The 23,949-nt window shown below is 63.7% G+C and carries 16 protein-coding genes and 3 pseudogenes; 14 read left to right on the plus strand and 5 right to left on the minus strand.

The genetic code is table 11. The annotated features are described in order from the left end of the window. Positions 1 to 184 precede the first annotated feature (184 nt). From AU252_RS23130 to AU252_RS09495, 6 genes and pseudogenes are all read left to right on the plus strand, one after another. Positions 185 to 360: pseudogene (locus AU252_RS23130) on the plus strand (formaldehyde dehydrogenase, glutathione-independent); the annotation flags it as partial. Between the two features lie 84 nt (positions 361 to 444). Continuing rightward, positions 445 to 1,761, plus strand: a complete 1,317-nt coding sequence (locus AU252_RS09475; protein WP_430929476.1) for a molybdopterin molybdotransferase MoeA — start codon at positions 445 to 447, stop codon at positions 1,759 to 1,761. Then, positions 1,749 to 2,630 (plus strand): formate dehydrogenase accessory sulfurtransferase FdhD, encoded by an 882-nt coding sequence (fdhD, locus tag AU252_RS09480; protein WP_058930495.1) that lies wholly within the window; start codon positions 1,749 to 1,751, stop codon positions 2,628 to 2,630. The genes AU252_RS09475 and fdhD overlap by 13 nt, the downstream gene beginning before the upstream one ends. Beyond that, positions 2,617 to 3,060, plus strand: a pseudogene (locus AU252_RS09485) (molybdenum cofactor biosynthesis protein MoaE); the annotation flags it as partial. The gene fdhD and the pseudogene AU252_RS09485, both read left to right, overlap by 14 nt. Before the next feature lie 214 nt (positions 3,061 to 3,274). After that, positions 3,275 to 4,075, plus strand: a complete 801-nt coding sequence (locus tag AU252_RS09490) for an IclR family transcriptional regulator (protein WP_058932862.1) — start codon at positions 3,275 to 3,277, stop codon at positions 4,073 to 4,075. Positions 4,076 to 4,627: 552 nt separating this feature from the next. After that, a complete protein-coding gene (locus tag AU252_RS09495; RefSeq protein ID WP_058930496.1) occupies positions 4,628 to 6,655 on the plus strand; it encodes a BCCT family transporter in 2,028 nt (675 codons plus the stop codon). Between the two features lie 601 nt (positions 6,656 to 7,256). Here AU252_RS09495 and AU252_RS09500 read toward each other — a convergent pair. After that, positions 7,257 to 8,189: a LysR family transcriptional regulator gene (locus AU252_RS09500; protein ID WP_058930497.1), complete on the minus strand. Its 933-nt coding sequence runs from the start codon at positions 8,187 to 8,189 to the stop codon at positions 7,257 to 7,259. A 161-nt stretch (positions 8,190 to 8,350) separates the two neighbouring features. On the opposite strand from AU252_RS09500, the gene AU252_RS09505 reads away from it, so the two are divergent. The 5 genes and pseudogenes from AU252_RS09505 to AU252_RS24990 all read left to right on the plus strand — a co-directional run. After that, entirely contained in the window at positions 8,351 to 9,652 is a 1,302-nt protein-coding gene (locus AU252_RS09505) for an aromatic ring-hydroxylating oxygenase subunit alpha (RefSeq protein WP_058930498.1), read from the plus strand. Then, on the plus strand, positions 9,649 to 11,064 hold the full coding sequence (locus AU252_RS09510; protein ID WP_058930499.1) for a ferredoxin reductase: 1,416 nt from the start codon (positions 9,649 to 9,651) through the stop codon (positions 11,062 to 11,064). The genes AU252_RS09505 and AU252_RS09510 overlap by 4 nt, the downstream gene beginning before the upstream one ends. A 248-nt stretch (positions 11,065 to 11,312) precedes the next feature. Then, positions 11,313 to 12,527, plus strand: coding sequence for a formaldehyde dehydrogenase, glutathione-independent (gene fdhA, locus AU252_RS09515; RefSeq protein ID WP_058930500.1), 1,215 nt, complete (start codon positions 11,313 to 11,315; stop codon positions 12,525 to 12,527). 199 nt (positions 12,528 to 12,726) lie between these two features. Beyond that, positions 12,727 to 14,754 (plus strand): BCCT family transporter, encoded by a 2,028-nt coding sequence (locus tag AU252_RS09520; protein ID WP_240484363.1) that lies wholly within the window; start codon positions 12,727 to 12,729, stop codon positions 14,752 to 14,754. A 327-nt stretch (positions 14,755 to 15,081) separates the two neighbouring features. Further along, positions 15,082 to 15,583, plus strand: a pseudogene (locus AU252_RS24990) (radical SAM protein); the annotation flags it as partial. Positions 15,584 to 15,870: 287 nt separating this feature from the next. On the opposite strand, the gene AU252_RS09525 reads toward AU252_RS24990, so the two are convergent. From AU252_RS09525 to AU252_RS09540, 4 genes are all read right to left on the minus strand, one after another. After that, positions 15,871 to 16,854 carry a ribokinase gene (locus AU252_RS09525; RefSeq protein ID WP_058930502.1) on the minus strand — a complete coding sequence of 328 codons (984 nt, stop codon included), beginning with the start codon at positions 16,852 to 16,854 and terminating at the stop codon, positions 15,871 to 15,873. Beyond that, a complete protein-coding gene (locus AU252_RS09530; protein WP_058930503.1) occupies positions 16,851 to 18,278 on the minus strand; it encodes an MFS transporter in 1,428 nt (475 codons plus the stop codon). Before AU252_RS09530 ends, AU252_RS09525 begins: the two co-directional genes overlap by 4 nt. Beyond that, positions 18,279 to 19,307, minus strand: a complete 1,029-nt coding sequence (locus AU252_RS09535; RefSeq protein ID WP_058930504.1) for a nucleoside hydrolase — start codon at positions 19,305 to 19,307, stop codon at positions 18,279 to 18,281. A 179-nt stretch (positions 19,308 to 19,486) separates the two neighbouring features. Further along, entirely contained in the window at positions 19,487 to 20,539 is a 1,053-nt protein-coding gene (locus AU252_RS09540; RefSeq protein ID WP_058930505.1) for a LacI family DNA-binding transcriptional regulator, read from the minus strand. A 276-nt stretch (positions 20,540 to 20,815) separates the two neighbouring features. On the opposite strand from AU252_RS09540, the gene AU252_RS09545 reads away from it, so the two are divergent. The 3 genes from AU252_RS09545 to AU252_RS09555 are packed head-to-tail and all read left to right on the plus strand — an operon-like array spanning position 20,816 to position 23,939. Next, complete coding sequence (locus AU252_RS09545; RefSeq protein ID WP_058930506.1) at positions 20,816 to 22,120, plus strand: extracellular solute-binding protein; 1,305 nt, start codon at positions 20,816 to 20,818, stop codon at positions 22,118 to 22,120. Beyond that, the gene (locus tag AU252_RS09550) at positions 22,117 to 23,025 is read left to right on the plus strand and encodes a carbohydrate ABC transporter permease (RefSeq protein ID WP_058930507.1); all 909 of its coding nucleotides are present in this window, start codon (positions 22,117 to 22,119) and stop codon (positions 23,023 to 23,025) included. The genes AU252_RS09545 and AU252_RS09550 overlap by 4 nt, the downstream gene beginning before the upstream one ends. Continuing rightward, a complete protein-coding gene (locus AU252_RS09555) occupies positions 23,025 to 23,939 on the plus strand; it encodes a carbohydrate ABC transporter permease (RefSeq protein ID WP_058930508.1) in 915 nt (304 codons plus the stop codon). Before AU252_RS09550 ends, AU252_RS09555 begins: the two co-directional genes overlap by 1 nt. Positions 23,940 to 23,949: the final 10 nt, after the last annotated feature.

Here is a 23,949-nt window from a genome sequence, read left to right on the forward strand (position 1 = left end):
CCGGGATGCTGTGCCACCCGGCCCGGCATCCCACTGACGTCTTCGTCCTCGCGAAGGATGAACTGTCCCGTTCCTGTAAATGGTGCTTCGGTGGCCTGAAACCTGGGGAGGTATCCTCATCGAAGCACCGCTTTCGGGCAACGGGGCAACGCCGGCACTCGCCGGACAAGTGCATGGCAATCATGTCGTGTCGTACAACCGCCAGTTGATGATGGCCATCCTGCATGAAAAGGTCCAGATCGCCAAGGCAGTGAACGCCACAGCGATCCCACTTGAGGATGCTCCCCGCGGCTAGCCGAATTCGACGCCGGCTCGGCAACAAACTTCGTGCCGAACCCGAATGGATACGTCACGGCGTAGCACGCCAGCTGATGGGGCCAGGGACTGCGGTGGCCCCCGGCCCGCACGTTTCTATGCATCACTACCTACAGGAAAGGGGCACCCTTGCTGGCCCAAGATACCGCCACCATCGGCAGCAGTTCGGAGTTGCGCTCTGCATGGCCACCTTCCGGACATCCCTCCCCCACCTGGCTCGAAGCCCGGCAACTGGCTTTCGATTGCGCGGTTCCACTCGCGCCCGTGGAGGTTCCCCTCGCATTGGCAGCAGGCCACGCGCTTACCCGCAACGTCTCCGCCCTGCACGAACTCCCCCATTACGACTCTTCTGCCATGGATGGCTGGGCAATCAACGGCGTCGGTCCATGGATCCTTGCCGGCCACGAACCCCTTTTGCGCCCCGGGAGTGCCAGCGTCATAGCCACCGGCGGACTGGTACCTGTTGGCGCCCAGTCGATACTCCGCAAGGAAAGTGGCCAGATCCACCAAGATGCCGACGGCAGCCTTGTCCTGCGGCTCACTGACAACGCAAAGGAAGGCGAGCCGGGCCTCGGCCAACACATTCGTCTCGCGGGCGAGGAAGCTGCTGCAGGTGAGGTGCTGATCCCCGCCGGCACAACACTGAACCCGGGCCACATTGCCCTCGCCGCCGTGGCTGGCCACGACAACGTGCAGGTGCAGGCCAAGCCGGTGGTCGGCATCGTATTGACCGGTTCCGAGGTGGTCACGTCAGGCGTTCCGAAACCAGGACATGTCAGGGACACTTTTGGTCCGCAGCTGGGGACGGTCATTTCCCTTCTGGGGGGCACGCCTGCCGGCTCCCTGCGGATCGGGGACTCCTACCCCGAGTGGCTCGCGGCAATTGGCGGTTCTGACGCGTTCCCCGGGCGGATGCCGGACCTGACCATAACCACCGGCGGAACCGGCTGTTCCGGGACAGATCATTTTCGCGCTGTCATCGCTGACCTTGGCGGACAGCTGTTGCTGGATGGCATCGCCATGCGGCCGGGTCACCCGGCAGTTCTGGCCGGGCTCCCGGACGGCCGCTTCGTCGTCGGGCTGCCCGGTAACCCCCTGGCAGCAATGATGGCTCTCATCACTATGGGTGCACCGCTGCTGGAGGCACTCGGAGGCAGGCCCCTGAGCGCCGTTGGACAGGTGACCTCCGCGGCTGACGTTGATCCGAGCCCCGGCCGTACGCGTCTGATTCCGTGCACGTTTATCGAGGGGCTTGCCTTCCCCGCCTCGCATACGGGGCCCGGCATGATGCGTGGACTGGCTTGGGCCGACGGCGTCATGGCCGTTCCCCCTGCTGGAGTCCAGTCCGGCGAGCCAGTTCCTGTGCTCCCACTCCCTTGGACGCAGGCCAACGAAACAATCCGTTCCACCACCACCCGTGCACGGAGCACAGCATGGCCCGCATGACACAGCGCCGCAAGATCCACCGCTTCCACCTCGAGGGTTCCGGCGCCGAATACCCGGTGCGGTTCAAGGAAGACGTACTCGCCGCCGAGGAGCCCCTGGAAATCCGCATCGGCGGCCGCTCCTTCGCTGTCACCATGAGGACCCCGGGGGACGATTTTGACCTGGTGGCCGGGTTCCTGGTCTCGGAAGGCATCATCAGTTCCCCCTCCGAGCTGGTATCGCTGCGCTTTTGCGCCGGCGATGCCGGGGGAGAACAGACATATAACGTAGTCGAGGCCCAGCTAAGGCCGGATGTACCCATGCCTGACACCATGCGGCATGTCTACACCTCAAGCTCCTGCGGCATCTGTGGGACAGACTCGATCGACTCCGTCCGCAAGACCCTTCCCTTCGATCCTGCCCAGGACACGCTGCAGATTCCCGTGGATGTCCTCGCCGGGTTGCCGGAGCGGCTTCGCGAGGCCCAAGCGGTCTTCGAAAAGACGGGCGGCGTCCATGCGGCCGGCCTGTTCAAGGTGGATGGCGCCAGCCCTGAGTTGCTTTGTCTCCGGGAGGATGTCGGACGCCATAACGCTGTGGACAAAGTGGTGGGATGGGCGCTGCGCCAAAACCTGCTGCCTCTGAGTGGCACCGTCCTCCAGGTGTCCGGGCGCGCGTCCTTCGAACTTGTCCAGAAGGCCGCCATGGCCGGCATTCCCGTCCTGTCTGCCGTGAGCGCGCCCTCAAGCCTGGCCGCCGACCTCGCCGTCGAGACCGGACTGACGCTGGTTGGATTCAGCCGGGGACACAGCCTGAACGTCTACGCCGGTCGCGAAAGGCTTGGCTGTCCGCAGAAGGTGGCCCGCGAGGAAACCTATGCCAGGCTTTGACGTTGTCCTCGCCGAGCTCAGCGCTGACCCCATCTCAGTGGACCGGGCCACAGCCGCCGTCCAGGGCGACGAAGCCGGGGCCGTGGTCAGCTTCAGCGGAGTGGTCCGGAACCACGACGGCGGCATGGCCGTCAGCAGGTTAAGCTATTCGGCCCACCCCACGGCACATCAGATCTTGGCCGAAGTCGTGGCGGAATTGGTCGCGGAGCATGCCGGGAAGGCGGACAAGCCGGTCCGCGTCTGGGCCGCCCACCGCGTCGGGATGCTGGAGGTGGGCGATCCTGCACTGGTCTGTGCCGTGTCAGCAGCCCACCGTGGCCAGGCGTTTGAGGTGTGCTCACAGCTTGTGGACCGCATCAAGGCCCGTGTGCCGATCTGGAAGGAGCAATTCTTCGCGGACGGCACCCTGGAATGGGTCGGCGCAGGCGAACAACTTCCTTCTGATCGTCCCTCACAAGTAATAGAGCTGCGCGCCAATCTGGGTGCAGCTCCCGCTGCGGATTTCCGCGGCGGGGTGTCCTGCGTTGCCGCGCCTGACGCCCTTGCGGCAGTGTCGGTCTAGGATGAATCAAGATGAGCCGGAAGGTTGGCTGGAACCTCCCTCCGGGCTCGCACACCCGGCATAGATGACGACACGAGGCATGATGGCCGCACGCAATGACCCGGACAAGGACGCAGATGCGCAGGCTGGAGGCGTCCAATCGGTGGACCGCGCCCTCCAGATCCTGGACATCCTGGCCCGCGAAGGCGACGCCGGCGTCAGTGAAATCGCCGAAGAGATGGGCATACACAAGTCCACCGTGTCGAGGCTTGTGGGATCCTTGGTCGGGCGCGAGCTGGTGCGGCAGAACAGCGAACGTGGAAAGTACCAGCTGGGATTTGGCATCCTGCGCCTGGCATCGTCCATCCCGGGCAGGTTGAGCGTAGTTCACGAAGCCAGGGAGGTCCTCGAGAGCCTCGCAGCGGCATATAAGGAAACAGTCAACCTGGCCGTGCTGCGATCGAATTTTGCGGTTAACGTGGACCAGGCAATGGGACCCTCAACGCTGGCCACGTATGACTGGGTGGGCAGCCTGACACCCCTGCACGCCACGTCCAGTGGAAAAGTGCTGCTCGCTGCCCTGACTGCCGACGAAAGGGACGCGATCTTCAAGAGGATCGGCCTCCCAGCCCGCACGCCTCGTACCATCACCAACCGCTCGGAGCTGGAGAAGCAGCTGCTGGACGTCGCCCGCAATGGCTATGCCGTCGTTCACGAGGAGTTCGAGATCGGGCTGACGGCGGTTGCAGTACCGATCTACAACCACCTGGGAAACGTCATCGCTGCGGTGAGTATTTCCGGCCCCGCCTTCCGGTTTACGCCGGAAGAACAGCCCGGGCTTGTTGACGGCCTCAAGGATGCAGGCCTGACCATCAGCACAAAAATGGGCTACAGGCGCCGGTAGGCCCGGCCCAACGGGCCACGCCTAGCAATACTCATGGGGTCGAGGATCCCTGCGCTTTCCACAAGGCTTGGCATGTAGAACCAACCGCATTCAACGACCGTGTGGTCCGCAGCCATCGGGAACCCTGTGGATGATGACATGGTCCTCCACAGCTCTCCCTTCAACTGCCTCTTGCGCAACGACCCTCGTGATACGCAACAGCTTGATGCATCCCCCGCTGAGTGTCACATTCCCGGCAAATCAATCCCAACCCTTGACATCTCTTATTATCGAGCGCAATCTGTTGCTTACTGCGAAAACAGTTGAGCCATGCGGAACGATCCCGCCTAACCCACTTAGCGCGAAATCAATCCCCTCAACATAAAGAGGTGCCCCATGCACCGGAGCCCCGGATGCACCCCCGGCAAACTGCCGGTGGGCACCACGAAGTGCAAATTGTCGACGGCAACAACATGATCATCGAATCGGACGAGGCCCCCCCAACCTTCCGGCCTGATTCCCGAGGGCCATGCTTTGCCGTAGGCCCGTGCCTCACCGATCAAAGGACCGTTCATGGCTCTAAATAGTGATCTAAAATCCCATACACCCGAGGAGTTGCCTGCCGAGAACGCGTTGGCAGCAACTCCCCGCAACGAAGAACCTGGAAGTGGAAAGAGGAGTAAAGCAGCCTTTAGTGTCTCCGAGGATGTAGACACCAACCCTGCTGTCCTCGATCCGGAGGACGGAGCCGCAGAACCACTGCCGGATTCAGAAGAATACGAACAGATCCTTGAAGAGCTTCGTACTGCCAAAACCGCGCAGGCCGTCTCCCTGCGCCGGAACCACTCGCTTACGCTCGACAAAGTCACCTTCGGGATCACTGGCGCCATAGCCATCGCCTTTGTTATCTGGGGATTTGCCGGCCGGGACAGCCTCGCCTCGTCCTCCACGGTTGCCCTGAATTGGGTCATGGAATACACCGGCTGGCTCTTTATGGTCCTGGCTTCCCTGTTCGTAGTGTTCGTCCTGTGGCTGGCCCTGGGCAAGTTCGGCAATATCCCGCTGGGCAAGGACGGCGAGAAACCCGAATTCCGTACCGTCTCCTGGGTCGCGATGATGTTCGCCGCCGGCATGGGCATCGGACTGATGTTCTACGGTGTAGCCGAACCGCTCTACCACTACATCTCTCCCCCGCCCGGAACCGTGGACGGACGCACCCCCGCAGCGATCCAGACGGCCATGGCCACCTCGATCTTCCACTGGACCCTGCACCCCTGGGCAATGTACGCAGTGGTCGGCATTGCCATGGCGTACGGCACCTACCGCCTCGGCCGCCGGCAACTGGTCTCCGCAGCCTTCACCTCACTTTTCGGCATCAGGATGGTGGAAGGCCCGCTCGGGAAGTTCATCAACATCCTGGCCATTTTCGCTACCCTCTTTGGCACAGCCGCTTCCCTGGGCCTCGGCGCCCTGCAGATCGGCAGCGGCATGACCTCCAACGGCTGGTTCGGCGAAGTCGGCACTCCCGTGCTCGTGGGGATCGTCGCCGTCCTGACCTTCTGCTTCGTCGCTTCGGCCGTCTCCGGCATCAGCCGCGGCATCCAGTGGCTCTCCAACATCAACATGGTCCTGGCCGTCGTCCTCGCACTCATCGTTTTCATTGCCGGTCCGACCCTGTTCATCCTCAACCTGATCCCGTCCGCCGTCGGCGACTACGCCCGCGACCTGGCCGAGATGTCGTCCCGGACCGAAGCAGTCGGCGATGAAGCCCTTCGGAGCTGGATGACCAGCTGGACCATCTTCTACTGGGCCTGGTGGATCTCCTGGACGCCCTTCGTAGGCATGTTTATTGCCCGCATCAGCCGCGGCCGCACCATCCGCCAGTTCGTCACCGGCGTGCTGCTGGTCCCCAGCGTCGTCAGCGTCATCTGGTTTGGAATCTTCGGCGGAGCCGCTTTCCATGTCCAGCAGGAAGCCGATAAGGCAGGCACGCCCGGGCTGGTAACAACGGCCGACGGAGTATCCTCCGTCAACTTCGACGGTGCACTCTTCGACCTGGTCAAGAACCTTGGCATGCCGGGCTGGCTCACTGCCGGCGTCATCGTGCTGGCCATGGTCCTGGTCGCGATCTTCTTTGTCACCGGCGCCGATGCCGCTTCCATCGTGATGGGATCACTCAGCTCCAACGGCGCCGAACACCCCCGCCGCGGAGTGGTGATCTTCTGGGGCAGCCTCACCGGCGCCGTGGCCGCGGTCATGCTGCTGGCCGGCGGCGACGAACCCTCCGAAGCCCTGGCCGGCCTGCAACGCATCACCATCGTCGCAGCGCTACCGTTCATCCTCGTCATGCTCCTGCTCTGCTTTGCCCTCGCCAAGGACCTGCGCCGCGATCCCCTGTCCCTGCGACGGCGCCTGGCCACATCCGTCGTCGAACGGGCCATCAGGACCGGCGTGGAACAACACGGCGGCGTTCAATTCGACCTCGTGACAAAGCACGAGTGCGCCGATTCGTGTCCGGACCCGGACTCCAACCAAGGCGGCACCCACACAGGCAGCATCCCAACCATCCAGACCCGACAGACAGACCGGGACAGCACCTAAACCCCACCCTCAGAAACAACCCGCCCCGGTAGCACGCGGCTTCCCAGCCCGTGCCACCGGGGCACACCCACACCCCCACCCAGCAGCAAAGGCCATCACATGCACAATCACCACGATCAAAAACCAACCCTCCGCCTAAGCAAGAACGGAACGGAACCCATGGAAATCCAACTCGAACCAACAAACCCAGTAACCGTCCAACTACAACTGGACAGCAGCTGCAACTGCCAACACCACACCGAAAACCGCCCCGGCTCGTACATTGACAGCGACCTTGGCACCCCCTGACGGCAACACCACCCGCCACGCGGCACTAGCGTGACCGGACCGACGAGCTCACGAATATCGACCCTCAGAATCGCCAGGACGACCGCGAGCAGAACATAAGCCAGAGCTGTGTTGATTGCAGCGGGTGAAGCCGTGCAGCCGAAGGACGCCGGGCGTGGTTACAGCCCGCGAACGGCCCTTTCGTGAGCCGCTTGGACGCGCTCTGGCTCATCCAGGGCCGCCCCGCCTAGTACGGCTCAGAAGGCCGGCCGCGGTCGTGTCGCCACCTTTTAGACCTGCTGGCCCCCCGGCAACGAATCGCGGCCAGGCGATTTCAGAGATCGTCTTCGGGTCGGGCGGCGAGGATCCGATTGGCGCTGACCTGCAGGATGCCCAGCGACTCCTGGATCAGGGGCGATGCGATGCTGCCCCTGCGCACCGCAGCGACGATGCGGCGCGAGGGCTTCCCTTTGCCACTGATGCGCAGTCGAACCACGTTTTCGGCGCTATGCAAGGGTGCCAGTCGCGGCAGCAGGCCCACGCCCAGCCCCGCACCCACGAAGGCGATTTGGGTTTCCCATTCAACGGCCTCATGGGCAATGCGCGGTGTCACCCCGACTGCCGTGAACGCCGCCGTGAAGAGGGAGTGGTAGGTGGAACCGGCGGCTTCGGTGATCCATGGTTCCGACGCGAGCTCTTCGAGCGTCACCGTTTCCCGCGATGCCAACGGATGGTCAGCGGGAATGATCACGTCCAGGGGATCGTCGAGCAGAACGGTCTGTTCGAAGCGAGGATCGTCCTCAGCGTAGGTGTCGGACTGCATGGCAACAATGACCGCAAGGTCGATTCGCTCGGCAACCAACAAATCGAAGCAGCGGGCCGGGTTGGCCTCGAGTACCTGCACCTCAAGCAGTGGGCGTGTCGAGCGGAGGGTGGCGGCCAGCGGCGCGAGCAACTGTGCGGCCGCCGTGGAGAAACCGCCCAGGCCAAAACGGGACTGCACCTGGTCGCCGGCCTCCATGGCTGCTGCGCGCAGGCGCTCCCATTCGGCAATGAGGGTGTCCGAGCCGGCCACGAGAAAGCGGCCCGTGGCGGTCAGCCGCACGCCCCGGCCGTCCTTCGTCAGCAGCTGCATTCCAAGCACACGCTGGAGCTCCCGCAATTGCGCGGAGACGGCGGAGGGAGAATACCCTGTGAGCTCCGCGGTTGCGCCAATGGTGCCGCACCGGGCAAACACCCGAAGTGTGATGAGCCTCGCATCGATCATGCACCTATTGTGCACGGATATCTTCCAAATCTTGCGCTTTTGTTGCGGATCAATGATCCCTAATCTCATGGTTACAAGGTTTTCGACAACGCCGCTCGCACCCCACGCAGCCGTGGTCCCCACGAATCACACACTTACCCACGCCTCCCGGGAGGAAACACATGTCTGCTCCAGTCTTGCCCCTCAACTCACGCGGAAAACTCGCTTCATCCTTGCCTGCAGAGCAGCTGGCGGAAATCAGCGAGTTGTTCGAGTTCCGGCGCACGGGATATTCCCTCGATGCCCCCTTCTACACCGACCCGACGATTTTCGGCATCGACATGCAGGCCATTTTTGGCCAGCACTGGATCTTTGCCGCCAGCATCGCCGAACTGCCGGAGCCGGGCGACTACGTCACCGTCGACTACGGGCCCTACTCCCTGATCGTGCTGCGCAACGACGACGGCGGCGTGAACGTCCTGCACAACGTGTGCCGCCACCGCGGCGCCCGCGTCCTGACCGAACCCGCTGGGTCAACGGGAAACCTCGTATGCGGCTACCACTCTTGGACATACTCCCCCGACGGCAATCTAATCCACGCCTCGGCACCGGGTGAGACGAAGTTCGACAAGGGCTGCTTCGGCCTCAAGCGTGCCCACAGTCGCGTGGTCGCCGGGCTCATCTTCCTCTGCATAGCGGACGAACCGCCGACGGATTTCGACGAAACCGCTAAGATCTTCGAGCCTTACCTCGCGCCCCACGATCTGTCGAAGACGAAAGTCGCCTACCAGCAGAACATCGTCGAGGAGGGCAACTGGAAGCTCGTCATGGAGAACAACCGTGAGTGCTACCACTGCGACGGCCACCCGGAGCTCGCCTGTTCCCTCTTTCCCACCTGGGGCCTGACCGAGGGGCTGATCCCGGCCCATCTTGAGGAAGTGTGGGACCGCAACAAGGAAGCACAGTCCTCGCTCGAGGAGCGTTGCCGCCGCTATGGCCTCCCCTATGAGGTGGTGGAGGAGCTTGACACGCGCATAGCGGGAATCCGCATCTCTCGGGAATCGCTCGATGGTGACGGCGAATCGTTCTCGCCCGATGGTCGCAGGCTCTCCAAGAAGCTGCTCGGCGACTTGCGGGACTTCCGCCTTGGCCGCTGCTCGATGCACCTGCAGCCCAACAGCTGGTTCCACTTCCTGGGGGACCACGTCATCACGTTCGGCGTCTTCCCCATCAACGAACACCAGACCTTGGTACGCACCACTTGGCTGGTAGCTGACGATGCCGAGGAAGGCGTCGACTACGATCTGGACAAACTCACCTACACCTGGAAGCAGACCAATCTGCAGGACAAGGCGTTCGTGGAGCTGTGCCAGAAGGGCGCCAGCAGCCCCGCCTACGAGCCCGGCCCGTACATGAAGAGCGAATACCAGGTGGAGGCGTTCATCAACTGGTATGTCCAGCGCGTGCAGGAGCACTTGGCATGATTGAACTCCTCACCGAGACGGCAACCCAGGAACCACAGCGCATTCGCGGTCTTGAGATGCCGTGGAACAGGGTGATGGGCAGCACCGAGGGACCCGCCAGTGCCGCCCGTGCTTTGGGTCCCTGGCATCCGCAGGAGTTCATGGCCGAATGTGTCGAGATCGTTCCCGAGGTGGGCGGCATGATGACCTTCGTGTTCCGTCGCTCTGACGGTGCGCCGCTGGCGTTCCGTGCGGGCCAGTACGTGAACGTCGCCTTCCCCGTGAACGGCGAGGACCGGGACCCGGTGGACCGCAGCTACTCGCTGTCCAGTTCGCCCACCAAACCGTGGACCTTCGACATCACAGTTAAACGCGATCCCACGGGATTGGTCTCACCGTGGGTGCACGAGAACATCAAGCCCGGCACCGTCCTCGAGATGCTCGGACCGGTCGGGGCATTCCATCTGCCAGATGCCGATCGCCGGGCACGGTACCTCTTGCTGGCCGCCGGCGCAGGCATCACCCCCATCATGTCGATGGTGCGGACCATTCACTCCCTTCCTGGACAGGCCGATGTTGTGGTGCTGTACCACGGAGCGGAGGCCGGAGGCTTTGCCTTCCACAAAGAGCTGGCCTACATCGCCTCCGTGGACTCGCGAGTCACGGTCTTCTACTCCCTGGGCGACCGCAGCATACCCGAGGGATGGGAAGGGCTCAGCGGACGGCTGACGGCGGCCATGCTCAACGAGGTGGCCCCCGATGCCAACGGCCGCCAGGTCTATGCCTGCGGCCCCGAGGGTTACCTGAACACCGCCACCGAGCTCCTCAAGAAGGTCGGCGTCGACGACACCTCCATCTACATAGAATTCTTCTCGGGAGACCGCCAGACGATCCTTGAATACCAGGCGGAGCTCGCGCTTGCAGTGGACATTGCGGAGGAAATCGCTGAGGAAATCGCCCAATCCGCCGAGGACTACTACGAAAGCCAGCCCACCGCTTTCGGGCTCTACGAGCCGGGCTACGACGCCGAGGGAACCCTGAAGGCCACGGGGCTGCCGCTGGAAACCGCCGACCCGGACGCGCCCTGCCCCGAAGCCCCCGACGGCAGTCCGGAAGTGGGGCCGGAGGCAGGGTCCCCCGATGCCTCAAGCTTCGACACGGTCGGAACGGGAAGCCTCACCCTGTCCTTCATGCGCACCGGCATCAACGTGCGCATCGACCCCGCCGAACACATCCTCGGGGCGGCCCAGCGTGCGGGCGTCAGGATCGGCGCGAACTGCAAGGAGGGCATGTGCGGCTCCTGCAAGGTCGTCAAGCTTTCCGGGCAGGTGGAGATGAACCACCAGGGCGGGATCCGGGCACGGGAAATCGATGCAGGCAAGTTCCTGCCCTGCTGCTCCACCGCGCGGACCGATTTGGTGATCGATGCCTAGCCGCTCCCACATGCGGGACATAAATGCACCACCGGCTCGAGGGCATGTGCGATAAAGATGCCGGCCGCCATACCCCCCATCCATCGCCACAGTCAGCCTGAACGCCTTCGCTGCCCGTAGCGATATGCGCTGCACATATCAATTGACCCAACTTGCTTCACGGAAACTGACAACAACTACCTCACGGACAGTCTGATGCGACCAACATCACCGTGAGGGTTCGATCGCCAACCCATAGGAGCCATTCAATGTCAGGTAACAAAGCCGTTGCATACAAGGCCCCGGGGATCGTGGAAATCATCGATACCCCGTTTCCCACCTTTGAACTGCAGGCCGGCCCCGGCGTCAATCCCGTCAATGTCGGCCGGAAGGTCCCGCACGGGGTCATCCTGCGCACCGTGAGCACCAACATCTGCGGCTCGGACCAGCACATGGTTCGTGGCCGCACGACCGCTCCGGCCGGCCTCGTCCTGGGGCACGAGATCACCGGGGAAGTCATCGAGACCGGGCCCGACGTCGAGTTCATCAAGGTCGGGGACATCGTCTCGGTCCCCTTCAACATCTCCTGCGGGCGCTGCCGGAACTGCAAGGAGGGCAAGACCGGAATCTGCCTGAACGTGAACCCGGACCGTCCCGGGTCCGCCTACGGCTATGTTGACATGGGTGGATGGGTCGGCGGGCAGGCGGAGTTCGTCCTGGTCCCCTATGCGGACTGGAACCTGTTGCGGTTCCCTGATCGGGACCAGGCCCTGGAGAAGATCATGGACCTGACCATGCTCTCGGACATCCTCCCGACCGGTTTCCACGGGGCCGTTACGGCAGGTGTCGGCGTCGGGTCCACCGTCTATGTTGCCGGGGCCGGTCCCGTGGGGCTTGCCGCGGCGGCCAGCGCGCAGCTGCTGGGGGCCGCGGTGGTCATCGTGGGGGATCTCAATGAGGATCGCCTGGCCCAGGCCCGATCCTTTGGCTGCGAAACCGTCAATGTGGCCGTCGGCGATCCGGCTGACCAGATCGAGCAGCTTCTCGGCGTCCGGGAGGTCGATGCCGGTATCGACGCGGTCGGTTTCGAGGCCCGCGGGCACGGCGCCGGGGCCCAGGAGGCGCCGGCTACCGTGCTCAATTCGCTGATGGACCTCACCGCCGCCGGCGGGTCCCTGGGCATTCCCGGCCTTTATGTCACCGGGGATCCGGGTGCCGCGGACGAGGCGGCCCAGAAGGGCAGCCTGTCCCTGTCCCTGGGCACCGGCTGGGCGAAGTCCCTCTCCTTCGCGACCGGCCAGTGCCCGGTGATGAAGTACAACCGGCAGCTGATGATGGCGATCCTGCATGACAGGATCCAGATCGCCAAGGCGGTCAACGCCACGGCCATTTCGCTCCAGGATGCCCCTCGGGGGTACGCGGAATTCGATGCCGGAGCCGCCACGAAGTATGTCCTGGACCCGAACGGCTACCTCAGCAACTAGTCCGAGGAAATGTGTTGATCCGTGCCGAACGATGGGAGGCTTCCGGCCTTACCTAAGCAAACTTGATCCCTGGCCCCAAAGAGGTGCCCCATGCACAAGGCCCTGAATCGGAGGAAGCCCCCAACCTTCCCCCCGGGCTCACCTCTCAAGGCCATGTTTTAGCCGCAAGCCCATGATCCGCCGAGCAAAGGATTCGCTCATGGCTATAAGCCGTGACTTAAAACCCTCAATCCCCGAGGAGTTGACTGCCGACAACGCTTTGGCAGCAACTCCCCCCAACGAAAAGCCCGAAAGTACGCGAAACACCGAAACAGTCATTGGTGTCCCCGCGGGAGAAAACACCAACCCTGCTGTCCTGGATCCGGAGGACGGAGGCGCAGAACCACTGCCGGATTCAGAAGAATACGAACAGATCCTTGAAGAGCTTCGTACTGCCAAAACCGCGCAGGCCGTCTCCCTGCGCCGGAACCACTCGCTTACGCTCGACAAAGTCACCTTCGGGATCACTGGCGCCATAGCCATCGCCTTTGTTATCTGGGGATTTGCCGGCCGGGACAGCCTCGCCTCGTCCTCCACGGTTGCCCTGAATTGGGTCATGGAATACACCGGCTGGCTCTTTATGGTCCTGGCTTCCCTGTTCGTAGTGTTCGTCCTGTGGCTGGCCCTGGGCAAGTTCGGCAATATCCCGCTGGGCAAGGACGGCGAGAAACCCGAATTCCGTACCGTCTCCTGGGTCGCGATGATGTTCGCCGCCGGCATGGGCATCGGACTGATGTTCTACGGTGTAGCCGAACCGCTCTACCACTACATCTCTCCCCCGCCCGGAACCGTGGACGGACGCACCCCCGCAGCGATCCAGACGGCCATGGCCACCTCGATCTTCCACTGGACCCTGCACCCCTGGGCAATGTACGCAGTGGTCGGCATTGCCATGGCGTACGGCACCTACCGCCTCGGCCGCCGGCAACTGGTCTCCGCAGCCTTCACCTCACTTTTCGGCATCAGGATGGTGGAAGGCCCGCTCGGGAAGTTCATCAACATCCTGGCCATTTTCGCTACCCTCTTTGGCACAGCCGCTTCCCTGGGCCTCGGCGCCCTGCAGATCGGCAGCGGCATGACCTCCAACGGCTGGTTCGGCGAAGTCGGCACTCCCGTGCTCGTGGGGATCGTCGCCGTCCTGACCTTCTGCTTCGTCGCTTCGGCCGTCTCCGGCATCAGCCGCGGCATCCAGTGGCTCTCCAACATCAACATGGTCCTGGCCGTCGTCCTCGCACTCATCGTTTTCATTGCCGGTCCGACCCTGTTCATCCTCAACCTGATCCCGTCCGCCGTCGGCGACTACGCCCGCGACCTGGCCGAGATGTCGTCCCGGACCGAAGCAGTCGGCGATGAAGCCCTTCGGAGCTGGATGACCAGCTGGACCATCTTCTACTGGGCCTGGTGGATCTCCTGGACGCCCTTCGTAGGCATGTTTATTGCCCGCATCAGCCGCGGCCGCACCATCCGCCAGTTCGTCACCGGCGTGCTGCTGGTCCCCAGCGTCGTCAGCGTCATCTGGTTTGGAATCTTCGGCGGAGCCGCTTTCCATGTCCAGCAGGAAGCCGATAAGGCAGGCACGCCCGGGCTGGTAACAACGGCCGACGGAGTATCCTCCGTCAACTTCGACGGTGCACTCTTCGACCTGGTCAAGAACCTTGGCATGCCGGGCTGGCTCACTGCCGGCGTCATCGTGCTGGCCATGGTCCTGGTCGCGATCTTCTTTGTCACCGGCGCCGATGCCGCTTCCATCGTGATGGGATCACTCAGCTCCAACGGCGCCGAACACCCCCGCCGCGGAGTGGTGATCTTCTGGGGCAGCCTCACCGGCGCCGTGGCCGCGGTCATGCTGCTGGCCGGCGGCGACGAACCCTCCGAAGCCCTGGCCGGCCTGCAACGCATCACCATCGTCGCAGCGCTACCGTTCATCCTCGTCATGCTCCTGCTCTGCTTTGCCCTCGCCAAGGACCTGCGCCGCGATCCCCTGTCCCTGCGACGGCGCCTGGCCACATCCGTCGTCGAACGGGCCATCAGGACCGGCGTGGAACAACACGGCGGCGTTCAATTCGACCTCGTGACAAAGCACGAGTGCGCCGATTCGTGTCCGGACCCGGACTCCAACCAAGGCGGCACCCACACAGGCAGCATCCCAACCATCCAGACCCGACAGACAGACCGGGACAGCACCTAAACCCCACCCTCAGAAACAACCCGCCCCGGTAGCACGCGGCTTCCCAGCCCGTGCCACCGGGGCACACCCACACCCCCACCCAGCAGCAAAGGCCATCACATGCACAATCACCACGATCAAAAACCAACCCTCCGCCTAAGCAAGAACGGAACGGAACCCATGGAAATCCAACTCGAATCATCAAACCCAGTAACCGTCCAACTACAACTGGACAGCTGCTGCAACTGCCAACACCACACCGAAAACCGCCCCGGCTCGTACATTGACAGCGACCTTGGCACCCCCTGACGGCAACAGCACCCGCCACGCGGCACCAGCCCCAAAACCATGACCGTTCAGCTGGGCATCCCAGTACTCCACCGGGCCAGGAACAACAATCAAGGGCCCGCACGTATGTCACGCCTGGCAGGATTACCTTCGAAGTTGCTGGACCGTTTTGGCCGCCAAGCAACCGACCTGCGGCTGTCAGTCACAGACAAATGCAACCTTCGCTGCGCATTCTGCATGCCGGCAGACGGCATGCAGTGGCTGCCGAAGGAAGCCCTCATGGCGGCGGAAGAGATCCGGAGAATCGTGAGCCTCGGTATCGAGAGACTAGGTGTGAGGGAGCTCCGAATCACCGGTGGCGAACCCTTGATCCGACCGGACCTCGTCGATCGCCGCGGTGCGGGACTCCCTGCACGAGGATGTTTTTACTCCAACTGACCCGCCGCCCGTTCCTCGGCAATGTGCTCGCCGGCGCCGAAGAGGCCCGCGCCGTGGGCCTTGGACCGGTCAAATCAACGCTGTGCTGATGCGCGGGGTCAACGACCAAGAAGCCCCGGAGCTGTCCACCGCAAATACCTCGAGGCCGACCAAACGGACGCCGCCGCCCACCCGGCGTCCGCAGACCTGGGATTCGCCGCCCGGGCCAGCGCTCCCGCCGGTCTCTGAAACGCCCCGGACCTGAATTACAGCCCGGTTCACGCCGGCCGCCGTTCACCAGCGGAAACCAGCCGGTAGCCACAGCCGGTAGCCCGGGCTCCGCAACCCCAAATACAAGAAACGCCGACGGCGACAGTCAGCTGTCGCCGTCGGCGTTTCCCGCGTTTCCGTCAGCCCGTCAGACGGCGCCCGTCACAGTGCGCCTGCAACCGAAGCGAGTAGGCGCTCCACGTCCGTCACCTGCGGATAGGCTGCCTGCGTTCCCTTGCGGGTGGTGGCCAGCGCGGCGGCAATCGAGGCGAAGGCGGCGGCGTCGGCCAGCGCCGCACCGGCTGCCAGGCGGGCGGCTACCGCCCCCGTGAAGGCGTCGCCCGCGCCGGTGGTATCCACGGCCTTGACCTTGATGGGTGCCACCCGGACCAGCTGCTGCCCGGAAGGGGCTAGCGAATCCAGCACCACGGAGCCGTAGGCCCCCAGCGTGACCAGGACGCGTTGCAGGCCCCGCTCGGCGAAGTGCAGCCTGACCGCTTCCCAATCGCTGACATCCGCGTCGCTGCCGGGAATTGCGGCGGAGCCGAGGAACAGCGACGCCTCATGGGCGTTGACCAGCAGGACGTCGGTCAGGTCCGCAATCTGCTGTGGGATCTCCGCGTAAGGCGAGAGGTTCAGCAGAACTGTGGCGCCGGCGTCGCGCCCTGCCCGGGCGGCGGCCTCAACCGTGTCCAGGCTGACCTCCAGGCAGAGGCAGACCACCGCGGCGCCGTCGAACGCTTCAGCCTCGACGGCGACGTCCGCCGGCGAGAGGGTGCCGTTGGCGCCGGCCGAGATGATGATGTTGTTCTCGCCGCTGGAATCCACGGCGATGACGGCGACGCCGGTGTCCTCAGTTGCTGAAGCGCGCACACCCGAGATGTCCACCCCGGCGCCGGCAGCCGAGGACAGGAGCATGTCGCCATTGGCGTCCGCACCGACCGCGCCCACCAGGCTGACGTTCCCGCCCAGCAGGCTGGCGGCGACGGCCTGGTTGGCGCTCTTCCCACCCGGGTTCACGGCGAATCCGTTGCCGTGCACCGTCTCACCGGGCAGCGGCAGCCGCTCGCAATAGATGGTCAGGTCCGCGTTCAGGGAACCGACGACGACGATCCGGCCTTGGGTGCCGGCTGTTGCGGAACTCATTCGGTCACCTCAGCCTCGACGGGCTTGGGGATGAGGAGCGACGCGGCGAACGCGGCCACCGTGATGACCAGGCCCGTCACAACCACGGAGAGGTAGGACGCCTGGGCGTCGCCGAGGGCCGAGGTGGCCACCAGCACTGCCGGCAGTACCAGGAAGCTCAGGCCGGCGCCCAGGTTGAAGGCTCCCGCGTTCATGCCGGGCAGGAATCCCGGGTTTCCGGCGGGTGAGAGGACAACCCCGAGTCCGTTCAGCATGATGTTGACCGTACCGGCGTACATGATGCCCAGCAAGACGGTTCCGGCGATCATCATGGGCAGGCTGCTGAGGCCGAAGAACGCGATGATGGCCAGGGAGGCGATGCTGCCCAGCATGCCGATGCGCAGGACCTTGGTGTAGCCGAGAATGGGCGCGAGCCTGCCGCTGAGGGGACCCACCAGCCAGCCGAGCAGGGCATACGGGGTAAGGATGATGAGCGACATTTCGGTGGGGCCGATGCCGAATCCCGGGTCCGCCGCCTGCACATACGCCGGTACGATCCCGTTGATCACGGCGAAGATGCCGGTCATGGTCAGCGTGGTGGTCAGCAGCGGCGCCCAGGTGGAGCGCTGGCGCAAGTGGACGGTTTCCACCATGGGCTGTTTGGCGCGCTTTTCCACGGTCCAGAAGCAGTAGAACGCGACGGCGGCAACCACCACCAGCCCGATGGCCAGCAGGAGCGTGCCAGGCGCGAAGGCGCCCACGAGCTTGGAGCCCTCGTTGAGGGCGGTGAGCAGCGCACCCACGGCGACGACGATGAAGAACACGCCCAGCCAGTCCATGGAGGTGCCTGCGGCCGGCTTGCTCTCGCCGGCGAGGAAGGCGATCAGGGCGGTGGCGACGAGGGCCAGGACCACCATGAGCCAGAAGATGCTGCGGAACCCGAAGTGTTCGGCGAAGTAGCCGCCCACAAAGGAGTCAACGCCGGCCACGCCGCCGTTGACGGCGGTGATGAGGCCCATGAGCGTCCCGTATTTGCGCGGGTTGCTGACGGCGGAGCGCAGCATGATCAGGCACAACGGCACGGTGGGGCCGCTGACGCCCTGGATGATACGGCCCACAAAGAGCCAGGTCACGTCGGGGGCCATGGCCGCGATGACCGAACCGACGGCCATCAGGAGCATCATGCCGATGAGGATCTTCTTCCGGCCGATGATGTCGCTCAGGCGGGGCAGGAAGAGGGAGATCAGGGCGGCCGCGGTGAAGAACCAGGTCTGGGAGAGGCCGATGACGGCCTGATCGGTGTTCAGTTCCTTGCCCATGGTGACCAGGGCCGGGCTGAGCATGGAGGCGTTGAGCTGGAAGGCGACGCACGCGGCCAGCAGGGCGACCATCAGGGCGGTGACGTTGCCGCGGCTGGTCTTTGCATCGGTGAGGGTGGCACTCATTTACTTGCCTCCCGTGGCTGCGGCGAGGCCGGCAGGTTCAAGAACGGCAGGTTCGCCGATGCGCACCAGGGCATCCGTGACGAGGCCCCAGAACCGGGCGTGGTCCAGGTCAACGGCCACGGAGGTGGTGCAGTCGTCCGGTGCGGGGGCGCGGAAGTCGGCCACGGTCATGCCGAGCGTCAGTGTGCCCTGCAGTTCGATGTCCACCGGAACCTTGCGGGTGGTGACGATGCTGGGATCGATCACATAGGCCACTGCGCATGGATCGTGGACGGGCGGGAAGTCAAAGCCCTGGGCGTCCTTGTAGGTCTGGGTGAAGAACTCCATCAGTTCCATCACGAACTTGGCGGGTCCGGTTCCCACAGCTGCGATCTTCGCCACCACGTCCGGGGTGGCGAGGGCCTGGTGCGTGAGGTCCAGTCCCACCATCACCACGGGCCACCTCTCGTTGAACACGATGTGGGCGGCCTCGGGGTCGATGATGATGTTGAATTCGGCCACGGCGCTCCAGTTGCCCACGTGGTAGCCGCCGCCCATCAGGACAACTTCCTTGACGCGTTCCACAATGCGCGGCTCCTTGCGGGCTGCCAGCGCGATGTTGGTGAGGCCGCCGGTGGGGACCAGGGTGACGGTGCCCGGTTCGTGGGACATCACGGTGTCAATGATGAGGTCGACGGCGTGGCGCCGGTCCAGTTCGATGGTGGACTCGGGCTGGGCGGGGCCGTCCATGCCGGTCTCGCCGTGGATGGACGGTGCGGTTTCGATGGTGCGGACCAGGGGCCGGCCGCAGCCGGCGGCAAAAGGCACCCCGGTGATGCCGGCGATGGTCCCGACTGCGAGCGCGTTCTTGGTGACCTTTTCGAGCGTCTGGTTGCCCACAACGGTGGTGACGGCCAGCAGTTCAATGTCAGGGTTGCCGTGGGCGAGCAGGATGGCCACGGCATCGTCATGCCCGGGGTCGCAGTCAAGAATGATTTTCTTGGGGCCGGGTTTCATCGGTTTGGATTCCACGTTAAATCTCCACGTCATTGGGGCCTGCCGAAGCAGTGGCCGAAAGTATTCACGGAGATCATGACACCTGCCCAAGCCGCGCGTCAAGCGCTTAACGTTGCTGCACGTCAAACGCTTGACGTCTTGCTGCGCCCGCGCAGTTCAGGCCGCGCAGTTCAGGCCGCGCAGTTCAGGCCGTGCAGTTCAGGCCGTGCAGTTCAGGCCAGGGGCACGAGCGCCAGCGGCGGAGCCGTGGATTCGCGGATGACGAGATTCGTGGCCAACTCGACCCTTCGGGAGTCCAGCGTCTCTCCGCGCATTTGGCGCAGGATGAAGCGCAGCGCTGCCCGGCCCATCTCCTGCAGCGGTTGGGCCACGGAGGTCAGCGCAGGAACGGATTCCTCTGCCTGGTACGTGCCGTCGAACCCCACCAGGCTCAGGTCCTCCGGCACCCGCACGTTCTGCCGGCGCGCCTCGGCAAGCGCACCCAGGGCAACGGTGTCATTTGCGGCAAAAACTGCAGTGGGAGGCTCCTCCAGCTGCAGCAGCTGCTTCATGCCCCGGACCCCGGCCTCGGACCTGAAGCTGCCCTGGACGATGTAGCGATCGTCCACCGGGACGTTCCTCGCCCGCAAGGCAGCCAGGTAGCCGTGGAGCCGCGCCTGGTTGCATTCGGCACCATCCGGACCTCCCAGGTAGGCGATCCTGCGATGGCCAAGATCCAGCAGGTGGGACGTTGCGTCCTTACCGCCAGCCCAGTTGGTGGCGCCGATGCTGACCACGTTTCCGGCTGGCGGATTGAGCGGATCAATGACCACAGTGGGAACCCCCCTCCGGTTGAAGGCATCAAGCTGGAGCTCACTGAACGCGGACGTCACCACGATCATTCCGCAGCGCCCCTCGTCCACAATGCGGCGGGCCCGCTGCTCCGGGGTCAACCGCGAAGGCCCCTGCTTACTGGTGACGTTCAGCAGCACTTCAATGTCGGCGGCGCCGGCCGCATCCAGGATCCCGTTGAGGACTTCGATGGAGTAGGCGGAGTCCAGCGAATCAAAGACCACCTCCACCGCCTGCCGGCCCGCCAGGTTCCGCCGCTGCTGGACCGGGGACTTGTAGCCGGTGCGCGCCAGCACGGCCATCACCTTGGACCGGGTCTCCGCCGCCACATCATCCCGGCCGTTAATGACCTTCGAGACTGTGGGCGCGGAAACGCCGGCCTCCTGGGCAATCGCTGCCAGGGTGAGCTTTCCGCGTTGCTCGACGGCCGTCATTTACTGCTCCTCGATTTTCGAAAGTTTTCGCTCCGCCAGTTTTGCAGCAAACCGCCCGTTGCGTCAATGCACTAGTGGATTTGTGGCACAAAAAGCCTTGACGCCCCCTTGTGATGTCCATTACCTTTATTTCACTCATCCGAAAGCATTATCGAAATATTTCGAAGGCTTTGGATGAAACCAACTCCAGTCACAGCGCTCCCTCTCTCCTGAGGCTGGATTCTGAACTCACACCGGGCGCTCAGTGACGACCCCCGAAGGATGGACGGAAACCATATGTTCAATCGAAAGCTGCGTTCCACGGCCCTGGCCGCCGCGCTGACGCTCTCCCTGGCCGCCTGCGGTTCCAGCGGCCCCGCAAATGTCAGCGCCGATTCACCCTCGATGTGGGCCCTGACCGGCGGGAACCAGGCCAACTTCCAGGCCTCCGTTGATGCCTGGAACAAGTCACACACTGACCAGTCCATCAAGCTCGACTTCTTCGCCAACGACGCCTACAAAACCAAAGTGCGCACCGCCATCGGCGCCGGTGAAGGGCCCACCTTCATTTACGGATGGGGTGGCGGTGTCCTCAAGTCCTACGTTGACGCCGGGCAGATCGAGGACCTCACGGACTTCATTGCGGAAAACCCGGAAGTCAAGGACCGCTACCTGCCGTCGATCATCAAAAACGGCCAGGTGGACGGCAAGATTTACGCCCTGCCCAACAACAACGTCCAGCCGGTTGTGCTCTATTACAACAAGGATCTGTTCGACAAGATCGGCGCCCAGCCACCCAAAACCTGGGACGAGCTTATGGCCCTCGTACCGAAGTTCAAAGAGGCCGGGGTGGCTCCCTTCTCCCTGGGTGGCCAGTCCAAATGGCCGGACCTGATGTGGCTTGAATACCTGGTGGACCGCATCGGCGGACCGGACGTGTTCAACAACATCGCAGCCAACAAGCCCGATGCCTGGTCAGACCCTGCGGTGCTCGAATCCCTGACCAAGATCCAGGACCTGGTCAACGCGGGCGGCTTCATCAATGGCTTCTCCTCGATCGCAGCCGATTCCAACGCGGACCAAGCCCTGCTCTACACGGGCAAAGCTGCGATGGTGCTCCACGGCGGCTGGATCTACCAAGGCATGAAGAAGGACGCGCCGGACTTCACCAGAGGCGGCAAGCTGGGCTTCACCACCTTCCCCACCGTTGAAGGCGGCAAGGGCGATCCCGCCAACATCGTAGGCAACCCGTCCAACTTCTGGTCCGTCTCCTCAAAGGCAACGGACAGCCAGAAGGCAGCCGCCCTTGAGTACATCAAGAAGGGGATGTTCACCGACGCCGACACCCAGACCCTGATCGACTCCGGCGCAGTGCCGGTGGTCACCGGCATCGAAAGCAAGCTGGACGCGTCGCCGGACAAGGAATTCCTGAACTTCGCGTACGGCCTGGCCAAGGATGCTCCCAACTTCCAGCTCTCCTGGGACCAGGCACTGAGCCCGGCACAGGGCGACGCCATGCTCGCCAACCTGGATCAGATCTTCCTGAACAAGATCACCCCGGAGCAGTTTGTCGCAACGATGAACGCAACGATCGGAAAATAGCTGTGTCAGTTACCACCAGAGCTTCCCGGCGGACCCTGGAAAGGGGTCCGTCGGGGTGGCTGGCCGCCCCAGCCCTCGTTTTCTTCCTCCTCTTCGCGATCATCCCGTTGTTCGGTGTGCTGTTCCTCAGTTTCACGAGATGGGACGGGCTGGGCGAAATCACCCTCGATGGGCTCTCCAGCTGGACCACGGTCCTGACCGATCCGATCACGGGCAACGCACTGCTGGTGACCGCGAAGATCATGTTCTTCTCCTTCATCGTCCAGGCGCCGATCAGCCTGCTGCTGGGCGTCTTCACGGCTGCAGGCCAGAAGTACCGGGCGGCGCTTGCCGTCCTGTACTTCGTGCCCCTGCTGCTGTCCTCGGCCGCCGTGGCCATCGCGTTCAAGGCACTGCTGGATCCCAACTTCGGGCTGGGTCCGGGCCTGGGACTGCCGCTCCTTACGCAGGACTGGCTGGGCAATTCAGACCTGGTGCTGTTCGTAGTCGTCTTTGTGATCGCGTGGCAGTTCGTGCCGTTCCACACACTGATCTATCAAGGCGGCGTACGGCAGATCCCCACGTCGTTGTATGAGGCCGCGCAGATCGACGGCGCGGGGCGCATCCAGCAGTTCTTCAGCATCACCTTGCCGCAGCTGAAGTACACCATCATCACCTCCTCCACGCTGATGGTGGTGGGCTCACTGGCGTACTTTGACCTCATTTTCGTCCTGACCGCCGGCGGACCCGGCTATGCCACCCGCCTGCTGCCCCTTCACATGTACCTGACCGGATTCAAGGCCAATGACATGGGTGCGGCGAGCGCCCTGGGCGTCATCCTGGTGGTGATCGGCCTGGTCCTGGCCCTGCTGCTGCAGCGCCTTGGTGGGAAAAACCGCAACGACAGCCAACTGGAAGGTGCCTGATGGCCACCGAGATTCAGCTACCCACGTCTCCTGCCGACGTCGTACGCCGTCCGGGCAATGCGGGCCGGCGCCCGAACCGGCGCACCGCCCGCACTGCCCGGCAGCGGCCCAACTTCCTGGGTGGCCTGGGCGGCTGGGCCTGGTTGGCGTTCATCATCATCCCCGTCTACTACGTGGTGGTGACCAGCCTGAAGAACCAGGCCGGTTTCTTCACCTCGAACCCGATGATGCCGCCCACCGAGCCGACGCTGGACAACTACAAACTGGTGCTTGAGAACGACTTCGCCAAGTACTTCATGAACAGCCTCATTGTGACCGTGGGCAGTGTGGTGCCGGGATTGTTCGTGGCGTTTATGGCCGCCTACGCGATTGTCCGTGGCAAGGGCAGGTTCCTGAATTGGACCAACAACCTCTTCCTCCTGGGCCTGGCCATTCCGCTGCATGCCACGATCATTCCGATTTACTGGATGATCACCAGGGCCCACCTCTACGACACGTTGCTCGCACTGGTACTCCCGTCCATCGCCTTCGCGATCCCCATCTCCGTCCTCATCCTGTCCAACTTCATGCGGGATGTGCCCAACGAACTGTTCGAATCCATGCGCCTGGACGGCTGCTCAGACTGGGCGATGATGTGGCGGCTTGCCCTGCCCATGACCAAGCCCGCCGTCATCACCGTGGGCATCTACAACGCCCTGCACGTGTGGAACGGCTTCCTTTTCCCGCTCATCCTGACGCAGAGCCCTTCCACCCGGGTGCTCCCCTTGTCGCTATGGACATTCCAAGGGGAGTTCAGTGTCAACATCCCCGCTGTGCTGGCATCCGTGGTGCTCGCCACGTTGCCGCTGCTGGTCATCTACGTCATCGCCCGGCGCCAGCTGCTCAGCGGCCTGACCGCCGGATTCAGCAAGTAACCCGAAATTC

Origin of the sequence: Pseudarthrobacter sulfonivorans (genome assembly GCF_001484605.1) — a bacterium.
GTDB classification, from domain to species: Bacteria; Actinomycetota; Actinomycetes; order Actinomycetales; family Micrococcaceae; genus Arthrobacter; species Arthrobacter sulfonivorans_A.

Excerpts from the sequence above, each read along its gene's own strand:
- fdhD (WP_058930495.1), top strand. The coding sequence starts at position 1,749 with ATGGCCCGCATGACACAGCGCCGCAAGATCCACCGCTTCCACCTCGAG.
- AU252_RS09490 (WP_058932862.1), top strand. The coding sequence starts at position 3,275 with ATGGCCGCACGCAATGACCCGGACAAGGACGCAGATGCGCAGGCTGGA.
- AU252_RS09495 (WP_058930496.1), top strand. The coding sequence starts at position 4,628 with ATGGCTCTAAATAGTGATCTAAAATCCCATACACCCGAGGAGTTGCCT.
- AU252_RS09500 (WP_058930497.1), bottom strand. The coding sequence starts at position 8,189 with ATGATCGATGCGAGGCTCATCACACTTCGGGTGTTTGCCCGGTGCGGC.
- AU252_RS09505 (WP_058930498.1), top strand. The coding sequence starts at position 8,351 with ATGTCTGCTCCAGTCTTGCCCCTCAACTCACGCGGAAAACTCGCTTCA.
- AU252_RS09510 (WP_058930499.1), top strand. The coding sequence starts at position 9,649 with ATGATTGAACTCCTCACCGAGACGGCAACCCAGGAACCACAGCGCATT.
- fdhA (WP_058930500.1), top strand. The coding sequence starts at position 11,313 with ATGTCAGGTAACAAAGCCGTTGCATACAAGGCCCCGGGGATCGTGGAA.
- AU252_RS09520 (WP_240484363.1), top strand. The coding sequence starts at position 12,727 with ATGGCTATAAGCCGTGACTTAAAACCCTCAATCCCCGAGGAGTTGACT.
- AU252_RS09525 (WP_058930502.1), bottom strand. The coding sequence starts at position 16,854 with ATGAGTTCCGCAACAGCCGGCACCCAAGGCCGGATCGTCGTCGTCGGT.
- AU252_RS09530 (WP_058930503.1), bottom strand. The coding sequence starts at position 18,278 with ATGAGTGCCACCCTCACCGATGCAAAGACCAGCCGCGGCAACGTCACC.
- AU252_RS09535 (WP_058930504.1), bottom strand. The coding sequence starts at position 19,307 with ATGACGTGGAGATTTAACGTGGAATCCAAACCGATGAAACCCGGCCCC.
- AU252_RS09540 (WP_058930505.1), bottom strand. The coding sequence starts at position 20,539 with ATGACGGCCGTCGAGCAACGCGGAAAGCTCACCCTGGCAGCGATTGCC.
- AU252_RS09545 (WP_058930506.1), top strand. The coding sequence starts at position 20,816 with ATGTTCAATCGAAAGCTGCGTTCCACGGCCCTGGCCGCCGCGCTGACG.
- AU252_RS09555 (WP_058930508.1), top strand. The coding sequence starts at position 23,025 with ATGGCCACCGAGATTCAGCTACCCACGTCTCCTGCCGACGTCGTACGC.